This is a genomic window from Dietzia sp. MNB45 (assembly GCF_051994785.1).
GTDB classification, from domain to species: Bacteria; Actinomycetota; Actinomycetes; order Mycobacteriales; family Mycobacteriaceae; genus Dietzia; species Dietzia kunjamensis.
On sequence record NZ_CP163397.1, the window covers coordinates 1,632,352 to 1,645,530 of the forward strand.

The 13,179-nt window shown below is 69.6% G+C and carries 12 protein-coding genes and 1 riboswitch; of the genes, 10 read left to right on the plus strand and 2 right to left on the minus strand.

Annotated elements, in window-relative coordinates:
- Window positions 1–70 precede the first annotated feature (70 nt).
- The 10 genes from secA2 (at window position 71) to AB5G72_RS07915 (ending at window position 11,268) form a co-directional block, all read left to right on the plus strand.
- Window positions 71–2,368, plus strand: a complete 2,298-nt coding sequence (gene secA2 / locus AB5G72_RS07870) for an accessory Sec system translocase SecA2 (RefSeq protein ID WP_120283091.1) — start codon at window positions 71–73, stop codon at window positions 2,366–2,368.
- Complete coding sequence (locus AB5G72_RS07875) at window positions 2,365–3,129, plus strand: CDP-alcohol phosphatidyltransferase family protein (protein ID WP_440221372.1); 765 nt, start codon at window positions 2,365–2,367, stop codon at window positions 3,127–3,129. Before secA2 ends, AB5G72_RS07875 begins: the two co-directional genes overlap by 4 nt.
- A gap of 47 nt (window positions 3,130–3,176) precedes the next feature.
- Window positions 3,177–3,581 carry a glycine cleavage system protein GcvH gene (gene gcvH, locus AB5G72_RS07880; RefSeq protein ID WP_067715784.1) on the plus strand — a complete coding sequence of 135 codons (405 nt, stop codon included), beginning with the start codon at window positions 3,177–3,179 and terminating at the stop codon, window positions 3,579–3,581.
- Between the two features lie 121 nt (window positions 3,582–3,702).
- The gene (odhI, locus tag AB5G72_RS07885) at window positions 3,703–4,122 is read left to right on the plus strand and encodes an oxoglutarate dehydrogenase inhibitor Odhl (protein WP_182645982.1); all 420 of its coding nucleotides are present in this window, start codon (window positions 3,703–3,705) and stop codon (window positions 4,120–4,122) included.
- A complete protein-coding gene (gene ftsR / locus AB5G72_RS07890) occupies window positions 4,119–4,853 on the plus strand; it encodes a transcriptional regulator FtsR (RefSeq protein WP_096905539.1) in 735 nt (244 codons plus the stop codon). Before odhI ends, ftsR begins: the two co-directional genes overlap by 4 nt.
- Window positions 4,854–4,933: 80 nt before the next feature.
- Entirely contained in the window at window positions 4,934–5,434 is a 501-nt protein-coding gene (locus AB5G72_RS07895; protein WP_096907250.1) for a bifunctional nuclease family protein, read from the plus strand.
- 248 nt (window positions 5,435–5,682) lie between these two features.
- Window positions 5,683–6,324, plus strand: coding sequence for a MerR family transcriptional regulator (locus AB5G72_RS07900; RefSeq protein WP_069390214.1), 642 nt, complete (start codon window positions 5,683–5,685; stop codon window positions 6,322–6,324).
- A 34-nt stretch (window positions 6,325–6,358) separates the two neighbouring features.
- Window positions 6,359–6,458, plus strand: a riboswitch (glycine riboswitch).
- 177 nt (window positions 6,459–6,635) lie between these two features.
- Window positions 6,636–9,515 carry an aminomethyl-transferring glycine dehydrogenase gene (gcvP, locus tag AB5G72_RS07905; RefSeq protein ID WP_440221373.1) on the plus strand — a complete coding sequence of 960 codons (2,880 nt, stop codon included), beginning with the start codon at window positions 6,636–6,638 and terminating at the stop codon, window positions 9,513–9,515.
- A gap of 50 nt (window positions 9,516–9,565) precedes the next feature.
- On the plus strand, window positions 9,566–10,393 hold the full coding sequence (locus tag AB5G72_RS07910) for an 8-oxoguanine DNA glycosylase OGG fold protein (RefSeq protein WP_120283099.1): 828 nt from the start codon (window positions 9,566–9,568) through the stop codon (window positions 10,391–10,393).
- Window positions 10,394–10,419: 26 nt separating this feature from the next.
- Complete coding sequence (locus AB5G72_RS07915; protein WP_167457801.1) at window positions 10,420–11,268, plus strand: alpha/beta fold hydrolase; 849 nt, start codon at window positions 10,420–10,422, stop codon at window positions 11,266–11,268.
- A 15-nt stretch (window positions 11,269–11,283) separates the two neighbouring features.
- Here AB5G72_RS07915 and AB5G72_RS07920 read toward each other — a convergent pair whose 3' ends face one another.
- Both AB5G72_RS07920 and AB5G72_RS07925 read right to left on the minus strand, forming a co-directional pair.
- On the minus strand, window positions 11,284–12,840 hold the full coding sequence (locus tag AB5G72_RS07920; protein WP_120283103.1) for a fatty acyl-CoA synthetase: 1,557 nt from the start codon (window positions 12,838–12,840) through the stop codon (window positions 11,284–11,286).
- Between the two features lie 42 nt (window positions 12,841–12,882).
- Window positions 12,883–13,131: a hypothetical protein gene (locus AB5G72_RS07925; RefSeq protein ID WP_206471979.1), complete on the minus strand. Its 249-nt coding sequence runs from the start codon at window positions 13,129–13,131 to the stop codon at window positions 12,883–12,885.
- Between the last annotated feature and the right edge of the window lie 48 nt (window positions 13,132–13,179).

Sequence of the window (13,179 nt, forward strand, 5' to 3'; positions counted from 1 at the left end):
GCACGTCCCCGCCCGCGTCCCGCCTGCGTACGGTGGACGCATCTGTTCGTGACCGGGAAGGACTCCACGCGTGGGATTGGCCAACCGCTTCTGGAAGCTCATGGGCTCCACCCAGGGACGCGACACCTCGCGCGCGCAGAGCGCGGTCGAGGCCTCGCACGAGTACGACGGGTGGGCGGCGGGACTGGACGACGGCGAGTTCGCGGACACGGCGCACGACCTGCAGCTCTTCGGGGATCCTCCCGAGGACCTCGCCCGCTTCCTCGCACTGGCCAGGGAGGCCGCCGACCGGACGGTGGGGCTGAGGCCGTTCGACGTCCAACTCCAGGGCGCGTTGCGCATGTTCTCCGGCGATGTCGTGGAGATGGCGACGGGCGAAGGCAAGACCCTCTCCGGGGCGGTGGCGGCGGCGGGGTACGCCCTCCAGGGACACACCGTCCACGTCGTCTCCGTCAACGACTACCTCGCCGCCCGGGACGCCCGCTGGATGGGCCCGATGTTCGAGCTGCTGGGACTGTCGGTCGGCCACGTCACCGAATCCTCGACACGCGATGAACGGCGTGACGCCTACGGCTGCGATGTCACCTACGGCTCGGTCTCGGAGATCGGTTTCGACGTCCTCCGCGAGCAATTGGTGACCAACCCGTCGGACCTCATCTCCCCGACGACGGACGTGGCCCTCGTGGACGAGGCCGACTCGGTGTTGGTGGACGAGGCTCTCGTGCCGTTGGTGCTGGCGGGGTCCACGTCCGGGGAGGCGCCGACAGGGGAGGTCCTGGCCGCGGTGCGCAAGCTGCGCCCGGGGCGGCACTACGAGACCGATTCCGAGCGGCGCAACATCTTCCTCACCGAGGACGGTGCCGAGGCCATCGAGACCGAACTCGGCATCGCCGACCTGTACGACGCCGACCACGTCGGTACCACCCTCGTGCAGGTCAACGTGGCCCTCCACGCGTGCTTCCTCCTGCGCAGGGACGTGGACTACATCGTCCGCGACGGACGGGTGCAATTGGTCAACGCCTCGCGCGGGCGCGTGGCCGAGCTCCAGCGGTGGCCGGACGGACTCCAGGCCGCCGTGGAGGCCAAGGAAGGCGTCCCGGTGTCCGAAGCGGGCCAGATCCTGGACAGTCTCACGGTCCAGGCCTTCATCGGGCGGTACGACAAGGTGTGCGGCATGACCGGTACCGCGCTCGCCGCCGGTGCCCAGCTGCGCGAGTTCTACTCCCTGGGCGTGTCCCAGATTGACTCCAATGCGCCGAATATCCGTTTCGACGAGGCCGATCGGACCTACATCGACACCGACAGCAAGACTCGCGCCGTGGTCGAGCACATCGTGAGCGTCCACGCCACCGGCCAGCCGGTCCTGGTGGGCACACACGACGTGGCCGAGTCCGAGGAACTGGCCGCGCGGCTCGCCGAGAAGGGTGTCGACTGCGCGGTCCTCAACGCCAAGAACGACGAGGAGGAGGCGGCGATCATCGCCGAGGCGGGCGACGTGGGGAACGTCACCGTCTCCACCCAGATGGCCGGCCGCGGGACGGACATCCGGCTCGGTGGTTCCGACGAATCGCGGCGCGACGAGGTCGTGGAGCTCGGCGGACTGCACGTGGTGGGTACCGGTCGACACCGGACGGAGCGACTCGACAACCAGCTCAGAGGACGGGCGGGGCGTCAGGGCGACCCGGGTAGCTCGGTGTTCTTCGCGTCCATGGACGACCCCGTGGTGACCTCGGCGCTCGAACCCGAGAAGATCCCGACCGCCCACGACCGGATCACCGGGTTGCTCAAGGGCAATCGCGGTCGTGACGCCGTCGATCACGCGCAGCGGGTGACCGAGGGACAGATGCTGGAGATCCACGCCAACACCTGGCGCTACAGTCGTCTCCTCGCCGAGCAGCGCGACATCCTCGCCGAGCGACGTGCCGCGCTGCTCCGCACGGACAAGGCGTTCGAGGAACTCACGGCACATGATCCCGAACGGAGTGCCCGACTGGTGGAGGCGCACGGCCGCGACGCCGTGGTGCAGGGATGCCGCGAGATCATGCTGTGGCATCTCGACCGTGGTTGGGCGCGACATCTCGAGACGATGAACGACGTCCGCGAATCGATCCACCTCCGCGCGCTCGGACGCGAGAACCCCCTCGACGAGTTCCACCGGATCGCGATCGACCACTTCCGCGATCTCGCCTCCGACGCGGTCCGCAAGTCCGAGGCCACGTTCGCCGAGATCGAGTTCACCGCCTCCGGGGTGGACCTCGAGGCCAATTCCATGGCACGGCCCACCTCGACCTGGACCTACATGGTCCACGACAACCCGATGGCGGCCGGCGGGAACGTCTTCTCCGGGATGATGTCGACGTTCCGATGAGCGCGGCGCGTGACGGTCGACGGGAGACCGACCTCCGGGAATGGCGGACCGGCGAGGGCAAGGTCCTCGGGGCCAGGATCCCCCCGCCGCGGGACGGCCACCTGTCCGCGGCGGTCCCGCCCGGCCTGGGGCCCGATACGCCCGCGAGGGTTCCGGAGGTCAGCGACCGGTTCTGGACGTTGCCCAACGCGATCTCCCTGGGGCGCATCGCCCTGATCCCGGTCCTCGTGCTGAGCATCCTGGCGTGGGATGACCCACCCCTGGCGTTGTGGCTCCTCGGGGTGCTGGTGGTGTCGGATTGGCTCGACGGCAAGATCGCCCGCCTGTGGAACATGCGCTCCACCTGGGGCGAGCGTCTGGACCCGATCGCCGACAGGATCCTCGTCGCCGCCGTCCCCGTCTCCTTCGCCGTGGCGGGATACATCCCGGTGTGGATCGTGGTGGTGCTGATCGCGCGTGATCTCCTACTGACGGCCACGCTCCCGGTCTATCGCCGGCGCGGGCTGGACCCCGAGGTCACCTATCTGGGCAAGGCGGCGACCTTCGCCCTGTTCTGGTCGCTCCCACTGCTGCTGACCGGCCACGCCGGTGTGCCGGGTGGACAGGCCTTCGAACTCGTGGGGGAGGCGTGCCTGTACTGGGGTGTCGGCCTGTACGCCTGGAGTGGGGGCATCTACGTCTGGCAGGCGTCGAGGATAGCGCGGGCGGTTCCCCCGCGCGGGGCCCGATCGGCTGATGTGGGGGCGCCCGACGGTGTGTAATGTCGCCAGATGGAATTCGAAGTGAGCCACTCGAGAAGGGCGCGTCAGTGAGCGATCAGAACATCCCCGACCAGCTCAGGTACACCGATGAGCACGAGTGGGTGGAGCGGGTGTCGGACACCCGCGTGCGCATCGGAATCACCGAGTACGCGCAGTCCAAGTTGGGTGACATCGTGTTCGTCCAACTCCCGGACGTCGGTGGGGAGACCGAGTCGGGTGAGCCCTTCGGTGAGGTCGAGTCGCCGAAGAGCGTGTCCGACCTCTACGCGCCACTGAGCGGCAAGGTCGTCGAGGTCAACACCGCCCTCGAGACGTCTCCCGAACTGGTCAACTCGGATCCGTACGGTGAGGGGTGGATCGTCGTCCTCGAGATCGCCGATGTGGACGACCTGGAGTCCCAGCTCGAGCAGACCCTCGATTCGGACGGGTACGCCAAGATCACCGAGGGCTGAGCGGGTAGTCGCCGCCCCCGGGCCCCGCGACCGGGGACTCCGACATAGAATCAACAGCACCGCACGGTGAGCCCCCGCTGGGCTCGGACGAGGAGATACGAACGTGACCGAGAACAAGAACATGCCCGAGGCGACCGCCGAGACCACCTCGGTGTTCCGTGCCGAGCTCCTCACCGAATCCGACCAGCAGGCGGCCCAGTCCGACTCCGCCGTCACCGGTGTCGAGGGGCTCCCCGAGGGGCAGGCGCTGCTCGTGGTCAAGCGTGGCCCCAACGCGGGGTCGAGGTTCCTGCTCGACCAGGCCACCACGTCCGCGGGACGGCACCCGGACAGCGACATCTTCCTCGACGACGTGACGGTGAGCCGGCGGCACGCCGAGTTCCGGAGCGAGAGCGAGACCTTCACCGTCGTCGACGTGGGGTCGCTGAACGGTACCTACGTCAATCGTGAGCCCGTGGACTCGGCGTCGCTGTCGAACGGCGACGAGGTCCAGATCGGCAAGTTCCGTCTCGTCTTCCTGACGGGTACGCCCGGGCAGTGACCGCCGCCGGGCAGGGCGCCCCGAGGGAGGAGTACCTCTCCATCGGGGGCGTCATCGCACTTCTGAGTCCGGAGTTCCCGGACCTGACGGTGTCGAAGGTCCGGTTCCTCGAGAACGAGGGGCTGGTCACCCCTGAACGCACCGCGAGCGGGTACCGGCGCTTCAGCGTCGAGGACCGCGAGCGGCTGCGGTACGTCCTGACCGCCCAGCGCGATCGGTATCTGCCCCTCAAGGTGATCCGGCAGGAGCTCGACGCGCTGGACGCCGGCATCGCCGACGGGTCGACCACCGCGCTGCGGCCGCGGCCCGGCGAGGACGGCGTCCCCGGGTCGACCCCGGACGACTTCCGAAGCGACACCCTGAAGAGGCTCACCCGCGAGAACGTGGTCGAGCAGTCCGGGGTGGACGCCGCTCTGGTCGACGCGCTGATCGACGCGGGCCTGATCGCCGCGGGCCCCGGCGGGTTCTTCGACCCGGAGGCGGTGCTCGTGGCGCGGACCGCGCACGACCTGGCCGCGCACGGGGTGGATGTGCGTCACCTCAGGGGGTTCCGCACGGCGGCGGATCGGCAGACCGGGTTGATCACCCAGATCGCCGGCCCGGTGGCTCGCCAGGGCGATGCCGATGCCCGTGACCGGGCCGCGGAGTTGGCGCGGGAGATCGCGGCACTGTCGGTGTCGCTCCATTCGACCCTGGTGACCGTCGCCGTGAGGCACGCCCTCGAGTCCTGACGGGAACAGCGCCCGCTCGCGGTGAACCGGATCGGGGCTACGCTTGAGACGTGGGAGAGGCGGAGAACATGGGAAAGAACATGCGCGAGGTCGACATCGTCGGCGTCCGTTTCGAGGAGCCGGAGTACGCACCCGTACTGATCCTGCACGAGAAGGACGGTGGCCGGTACGTACCGATCTGGATCGGGGCGGCCGAAGCCGCGGCGATCAGCCTCCAACAGCAGGGGGTGCGACCGAGCAGGCCGCTGACCCACGACCTCGTGGCCGCGCTACTGGACACCTTCTCGCATCCGCTGGAGCAGGTGGAGATCATCGGAGTGTCCGAGGGGACGTTCTTCGCGGAGTTGGTCTTCGGCGACACGAGGGTGTCCGCGCGCCCGTCCGACGCGGTGGCGGTCGCACTGCGGACCTCCTCGCCGGTACTCGTGAGCCGGGAGGTGCTCGACGAGGTGGGGATCTCCCTCGTGGAGCAGGGCGAGGAAGAGGTCGAAGCCTTCCGGGAGTTCCTCGATCAGGTGAACCCTGACGATTTTCTCGGCGGACCGGAGGCGCCCAGAGAACCGGGCGGGTCATCGTCCTGACGCCTGCGACCTGCGAGTTTGGCATTCACAGTGGCCACACCGATACCAGTTCGCAGGTCAGGACAGACTCTAAACTTCAACTTGAGGTTGAGGTTTACCGCGTGTCCTATTGATCAGGGCCCCCGACGGGCATAGCGTTGCCCTCAGTGAACTACAACGATGGTGTTCACGCGTCCAGGATCCGGGCCTCGTCGCCCGGTACCGTGTCGTCACGATCGTGGCGACACCCGCAGCTTGAGGGAGCAATCGTGGCCGACCACACCCGGGTCTCGGAGCCGTCCGTCGCCGATACGAACACGGAGAGTCTCTTCGGGGACCGAGGAGAGGGCACCCAGGCTTCCTTCGACGAGGTGCAGCCCGGGTTGTTCCCCGATGACGGGATCCCGGACGGCACGAGCGGGTACCGGGTCCCGATCGCTTGCCAGATCGCCGGGATCACCTACCGGCAGCTCGATTACTGGGCACGCACCGACCTCGTGGTGCCGTCGATCCGCAATGCGGCCGGCTCGGGTAGTCAGCGCCTGTACTCGTTCAAGGACATCCTCGTCCTGAAGATCGTCAAGCAGCTGCTCGACACCGGTATCTCGCTCCAGAACATCCGGAAGGCCGTGGATCAGATCCGGTCACGGGGCGTGGAGGACCTGGCTACCATCACCCTGTTCTCGGATGGCCGCACCGTGTTCGAGTGCACCTCCAAGGAGGAGGTGTTCGACCTGCTCCAGGGCGGGCAGGGCGTGTTCGGCATCGGTATCGGGGGCGCGATGCGTGAACTCGCAGGGTCGATCGCCGAGTTCCCCGCGGAGACGGTCTCCGAGGACGACATCCTCGCACCGGTGGAGGACGAGCTGGCGGCCCGTCGGCGCGCTCGCGCCTCACGCCGCACGGGCTGATCGGCGCCGGTGGTCTAGACTCGGCCATGCGTTCACGCGACTCACGGGAGAGCTCCGCGGCCTTGTCGGTCGCGGGCGCCGAAGGAGCAACTCCTCTCCGAGAATCTCTCAGGCACCCGGACCGTGTAGTCGCCTAACGCCTCTGGAGAGCGGTGGAACAGACCACCCGCCCACGGGGAAAGCCGGGGCCGCACACGCGGCCCGGTGAATCTCTCAGGCGCCGGCACCCGTCCGGCAGGGGACAGAGCGGAGAGGGTAGCACCGGCCCGCAGGCCGCCTGTCCGGGCGGCCCCGCCACCTGAGGAGCACCTGTGACGACGACCCCTGACACCGCCCGGACCGGAGGCGAGTTCGTCGCCCGCCATCTGGGTCCCGACGCCCACGGCCTGGAACGCATCCTCGACACCATCGGCGTGGGTTCGCTGGATGAACTCGCCGAGCGGGCCGTGCCCTCGGTCATCCTCGACGAGGTGGGACCGGACGGGCGCGCGGAGGGGATCGACGCCCTACCGGAGCCGCTGTCGGAAGCGGACACCCTCGCGGCGCTGCGCGAACTCGCCAACCGCAACACCGTCGCCGTGTCGATGATCGGACAGGGCTACTACGACACGCTCACTCCGCCGGTACTGATCCGGAACATCATCGAGAGCCCGGCGTGGTACACGGGCTACACCCCCTACCAGCCGGAGATCAGCCAGGGCCGTCTCGAGGCGCTCCTGAACTTCCAGACGATGGTCTCCGACCTGACCGGCATGGACATGGCAGGCGCCTCCATGCTGGACGAGGGCACGGCCGCGGCCGAGGCCATGACGATGCTGCGACGGGCCAACCGCTCCTCCAAGAGCCCCCGCTTCGCCGTCGACACCGACATCTTCCCCCAGACCGCGGCGATTCTCGCCACCCGCGCGGAGCCCCTGGGCATCGAACTCGTCACGGCGAACCTGGTGGACGACGGCCTGCCCGAGGGCGAGTTCTTCGGGGCGCTCGTGCAGACCCCCGGCGCGTCCGGTCGTGTCGCCGACGTGTCCCGGCTCATCGAGCAGTGCCACGAACGGGGCGCCATGGTCGCCGCGGGTGTCGACCTGCTGGCGGCGACGGTCCTGACCCCCGCGGGAGAGAAGGGCGCGGACGCGTGCTTCGGCACCACCCAGCGCTTCGGGGTCCCGATGGGCTTCGGCGGGCCGCACGCCGGTTTCCTCGCGTGCCGCAGCGCGCACGCCCGCAACCTGCCGGGTCGACTGGTCGGGGTGTCGACAGACGCCGACGGACAGGTCGCGTACCGGCTCGCCCTCCAGACCCGTGAGCAGCACATCCGCCGCGAGAAGGCGACATCCAACATCTGCACCGCCCAGGTCCTCCTGGCGGTCCTGGCCGCGATGTACGCGTCCTATCACGGCGCCGACGGTCTCTCGGCGATCGCCCGCCGGGTGCACGCCCACGCCGACGCTCTCGCCCGGGGGCTGCGCTCGGCCGGGGTCGAAGTGGTCCACGACGAGTTCTTCGACACAGTCCTGACCCGTGTACCGGGACGCGCTGATGAGGTACTGGCCGCCGCCGCCGCGCGCGGGGTGAACCTGTGGAAGGTCGACGACGACTCCGTGTCGATCGCGTGTGACGAGGCCACCACCGCCGAGCACGTCGGGATCGTGCTCGAGGCATTCGGCGCAGGTGCCGTCGGGGCCGTCGAGATCCCGGTGGATCCGGGACACGGGGATCGCACGAGCGAGTTCCTCCAGCACGAGGCGTTCGTGCGGTACCGCACCGAGACCGCGATGCTGAGGTACCTGCGGGCGCTCTCGGACAAGGACATGGCGCTGGACCGGACCATGATCCCGCTGGGCTCGTGCACGATGAAGCTCAACGCCACCACCGAGATGGAGCCCATCACGTGGCCGGAGTTCAACCGACTCCACCCGTTCGCCCCGGCGGACCAGAGCGCCGGACTCCGCGAACTCGTCGCGGATGTCGAGCAGTGGCTCGTCGACATCACCGGGTACGCGGCGGTCAGTCTGCAGCCCAATGCCGGTAGCCAGGGCGAATATGCCGGACTCCTCGCGATCCGCGGTTATCACCGATCGCGCGGGGAGGAGGACCGGACGGTCTGCCTCATCCCGTCGTCCGCCCACGGCACCAATGCCGCCTCCGCGGTCATGGCCGGAATGAAGGTCGTCGTGGTGGCGTGCCGTGAGAACGGCGATGTCGACGTCGACGACCTGCGCGCGAAGGTGGACAAGTACGGCGCCGAACTGTCGGCGATCATGATCACCTACCCGTCCACACACGGCGTCTACGAGCACGACATCGAGGAGATCTGCGCGATCGTCCACGATGCCGGGGGTCAGGTCTACATCGACGGGGCCAACCTCAACGCGCTGGTCGGGGTCGCACGTCCGGGCCGGTTCGGGGGCGACGTGAGCCACCTCAACCTGCACAAGACCTTCTGTATCCCCCACGGTGGCGGTGGGCCGGGTGTCGGCCCCGTCGCGGTGGCCGAGCACCTGCGCGATTTCCTGCCCGGGCATCCCCACGAGGACGGCCTGGGCGCGGGTGGCGTGGTCTCCTCGGCCGCGTTCGGCTCCGCGTCGATCCTGCCCATCACGTGGGCGTACGTGCGGATGATGGGGGCCGACGGACTGCGCCGGGCCACGCTCACCGCCATCGCCAGCGCTAACTATCTGGCCCGGCGTATCGGGGAGCACTTCCCGGTGCTGTACTCCGGTGACGGCGGGTGGGTCGCCCACGAGTGCGTCCTCGACCTGCGCCCGCTCATCGACTCGGTCGGCATCTCGATCGACGACGTCGCGAAGCGTCTCGCCGACTACGGCTTCCACGCGCCCACCATGAGCTTCCCGGTCCCCAACACGCTCATGGTCGAGCCGACCGAGAGCGAGGACCTGTCCGAACTGGACGCGTTCTGTGATGCGATGGCGGCCATTCGCTCCGAGATCGACCGCGTCTCCGACGGTGAGTGGACGGTGGACGACAACCCGCTGCGGGGCGCGCCCCACACGGCCCAGAGCGTGTCCGCCGACGAGTGGGCGCACGCCTACCCGCGCAGCGTCGCGGGGTACCCCCTGGGGTCGACCTGGCGCCCGAAGGTGTGGCCGGCCGTCCGCCGGATCGACGGGGCCTACGGCGACCGCAACCTGGTCTGCTCGTGCCCGCCGTTGGACGCGTTCGCACAGGACTAAACCGGCGCCGGGGTCCGGTGTTGTCGTACCCGCATGACACGGTACGGGGCATGACGACGACCGGGCCCCACCCGATCCCCGCACTCCCCGCGGCCTGCCGCGAGTGGTGCCGCGCGCAGCCTCCCGCGCTGCTGGTCGCCGACGAGTACGTCGGGATCGATCTGGACCTGTGGAACCTGCGCCTCGCAGAGAAGGGCGTCGACCTCCGCCTGGTCGCCGGTGGCCTCGACGGCGGGCGGGTCGAGTCCGGGTCCGGGTACCTCCGCAGGAGCGACCTGTGGGCGGCGGGTCGGCGCGCCCGGGGCAGTCTCGAGGAATCCGTGGTGGCGCTCTACATGTGCGCCGCCTGGCTGTCCGGCCACCCGTCGCGATCGGGGGTGCGGCGCGGGCTGCCGGACTTCCGGGTGGCCGAGCGGGACCGGCACGGTCGGGTATCGGTCTCCTCCCACGGATACCCACTCGTGCTGCACGAGGTGGTGGACTGGCTCGACGCGCCGGTTGAGGCGATGAACCTCCTGCGGCACGGAGCTCCCGCCGGCAGAGCGGGGCGCGGCGTTCCGGACCTGGGTTATCCCCTGGCATCGCTGTACCTGTCGTCGTTGGGCATGGCCTGGTCGGCGCCGCATATCGTGCCGGTCGATCCGGCGGGGATCGGCACCCTGATCCACGCCGGCTGGACCGAGATCGACTCGGCCTCCCGGCTGACCCCGCGGCGCTACCAGCGTTACCTGGACGTGGTCGCCGCGTGGGCTCGCGAGGCGGCCGTCGACCCGCTGGTGATCGAGATGTGGCTCGTCCGGGAGTGGCACGACCGGCGGGCGCCGGCCGACTGCTCGGGCGCGTCCGACCGGACGCATCGGGAAACCCGCCCGCGCTGACCCGGTGGCGCGCTAGGGTCCGCTCCATGGAACCTCGGAGAACGACCGTGGACGTCCCGGCAGGCACCCTTGACGTCCTGGTGTGGGAGCCGGACGGCCACGCGGCCGACACTGCACCGGTGCGGACTGTGTTGGCCCTGCACGGCTTCCCCGAGTCGGCGTGGGAATGGGAACGCGTCGCCGCGGACCTGGTGACTCAGGGTGTCCGGGTGGTGGCCCCCATGCAGCGTGGATACTCGCCCGGAGCGCGTCCGCACGATGTGGCGGACTATGCCATCGAGCACCTGTCGGCTGACGCCCTCGCCGTGGCGGACGGTCTGGGGCTCGAGCGTGTCCACGTGGTCGGTCATGACTGGGGGGCGTCCGTGGCATGGTGGCTGGCCGCCCACCACGCCGATCGGGTCGCGAGTCTCACGGCCATCTCGATCCCGCATCTCGCGGCGTTCTCCGATGCGATCAGGGCGGATCCCGATCAACAGGCCCGGTCGGCGTACTTCGGATTGTTCCGACAGGAGGGCAAGGCCGAGGACGTGCTCCTCGAGGGGGATGCTCACCGATTGCGTGCCATGTTCGGCGGGCAGGTACCGCCGGATCTGGTGGACAGGCATCTCGAGGTGCTCGGGGAGCGCTCGGCCCTGACCGCGGCCCTGCACTGGTACCGCGCGATGCGGAGGTACGACCTCCCCGACGTCACCGTCCCCACCACCTTCCTGTGGGGCGGGCAGGATCCCGCGGTCGCGCGCAGCGGGGCCGACGCGACGGCGGAGCGGGTGACGGCCGAGTACCGTTTCGTCCCGCTCGATGACCTCGGTCACTGGATACCGGAACAGGCCCCCGCGTTGGTGGCACGCGAGGTCCTGGCCCGGATCGCCTGACCGCCCCGAGGCGTGTCAGTCCTGCCGCAACTCCCGCTTGAGGAGCTTTCCGGACTGGTTGCGGGGCAGTTCATCGACGAACACCACCCGCTTGGGCACCTTGAACGGGGCGAGGTGCTCGCGCGTGCTCGCGACGATCTCGTCCTCCGTGGCGTGAACTCCGTCCTTGAGGACGACGACCGCGGTCACCGCCTCGATCCACTTGGGATCCGGGGTGCCGATCACGGCGACCTCGGCGACCCGCTCGTCCCGGTACACGGCGTCCTCCACCTCGCGGGAGGCCACCAGGACACCGCCGGTGTTGATGACGTCCTTGATCCGGTCGACCACCTCGACGAACCCCTCCGGGTCACGCACCACGAGGTCCCCGGAGTGGAACCACCCGTCGCGGAACGCCTCCTGCGTGGCCTCGGGCTTGTTCCAGTACCCCTGGCACAGTTGCGGGGAGCGGTAGACGATCTCACCCTGCTCGCCGGCCGCGACCTCCGCGCCGCTCTCGTCGACGACGCGCGCCTCGACGAAGAAGACGGGACGGCCGGCACTGGCCGGGCGTGCATCGTGCTCCTCGGGACGCAGGACGCACGCCAGCGGCCCGATCTCGGACTGCCCGAAGCAGTTGTAGAAACCGAGCTCGGGGTACTTGTCGCGCAGGCGCTGCAGCACGGTGACCGGCATGATCGACGCGCCGTACTGGGCCTTGCGCAGGCTCGACAGGTCACGCGTGTCGAGGTCGGGGTGGGAGGCCAGCGGAACCCAGACCGTCGGTGCGAGGAACAGCGACCCGATCCCGTCCTCCTCGACGCGCCGGAGGATCTCCGGGATGTCGGGCGCGGCCATCAGGTGCACCGTCGCCCCCAGCGAGAGGTAGGGCATCGCGAACACGTGCATGGCCGCGGAGTGGTACAGCGGCATCGTCACCAGTGGTGCGTCATCCGCTGCGAGGTCGAGGGAGAGGATGCAGCTGACGTACTCGTGCGCCAGTGCCGCGTGCGTCATCATCGCGCCCTTGGGCCGCGAGGTGGTGCCCGAGGTGTACAGAAGCTGCGCGAGGTCGCTCCCGGATGCGGGGGAGTCGACGGGCCGGGCCTCGCCCCGATCCACTGCCGCGCCCAGCAGCGTGCCGTCGGCGGGGTCCCCGGCGGCGGGTTGCAGCGCGAGCGTCTGCAGCGACGGCAGGGTCTGGACGACGGTCTCGAGGGTCGGCGCCTGTGCGGGGTCGACCAGCACGAGTGAGGCGCCGGAATCCGTCAGGAGGTACTCGAGCTCTCCGCCCGTCAGGGCGTAGTTCACCGGGACGTGGGTGTACCCCGCCCGTGAGGTCGCGAGAAAGCCGATGAGGTAGGCGTCCGAGTTGACCCCGTAGGCGGCGATCCGCGCACCGTCGTCGAGCCCCCGAGCGGCGAGCAGGGAGGCGACCCGGTCGACGGCGGTGTCGAGTTCGGCGTAGGTCCAGCGACGGTCGGCGAAGGTCAGGGCGACCCGGTCGGGGAACCGGCGGGCGGACCGTCGCAGGATCGCGTCGACGGTCCCGGCGCCGGCGGACGAGAGGGGGGACAGAGGGGTCGTGGTCATGGTCCGACTCTATAGCGGACGGTGACGTCGTACCCCGGGTGGTCAGTCGCCGGACCGGAGGAGGTCCAGGACGGCCCGGGGGATCTCCCCGGTGGCCTCGCGCGGGGTCCACGGTTCACTCGGGACCCACTGGGATCCGCATCCGCGGCACGCGAACAGCGGCTCTCCCCGACGCTCGACCGGGGTCTCGTTCCAATTGCACAGGTCGCGGCAGGAGCGCACGCGCAGGGGTGCGAGGTCGGGGTCCGGGCGGCGTCGCGCGAGCGAGCGGAGGGAAGCGAAACCAGTCATGTCACCAGCGAGGATAGACCGTCGGGAAGGCCGGGGGTGGACGCGCGG

What these genes read in the sequence shown, in the direction of transcription:
- AB5G72_RS07925 (WP_206471979.1), bottom strand. Translation starts at nt 13,131, where the DNA reads ATGACTGGTTTCGCTTCCCTCCGCTCGCTCGCGCGACGCCGCCCGGAC.
- AB5G72_RS07920 (WP_120283103.1), bottom strand. Translation starts at nt 12,840, where the DNA reads ATGACCACGACCCCTCTGTCCCCCCTCTCGTCCGCCGGCGCCGGGACC.
- AB5G72_RS07875 (WP_440221372.1), top strand. Translation starts at nt 2,365, where the DNA reads ATGAGCGCGGCGCGTGACGGTCGACGGGAGACCGACCTCCGGGAATGG.
- AB5G72_RS07915 (WP_167457801.1), top strand. Translation starts at nt 10,420, where the DNA reads ATGGAACCTCGGAGAACGACCGTGGACGTCCCGGCAGGCACCCTTGAC.
- AB5G72_RS07895 (WP_096907250.1), top strand. Translation starts at nt 4,934, where the DNA reads ATGCGCGAGGTCGACATCGTCGGCGTCCGTTTCGAGGAGCCGGAGTAC.
- odhI (WP_182645982.1), top strand. Translation starts at nt 3,703, where the DNA reads ATGCCCGAGGCGACCGCCGAGACCACCTCGGTGTTCCGTGCCGAGCTC.
- AB5G72_RS07910 (WP_120283099.1), top strand. Translation starts at nt 9,566, where the DNA reads ATGACGACGACCGGGCCCCACCCGATCCCCGCACTCCCCGCGGCCTGC.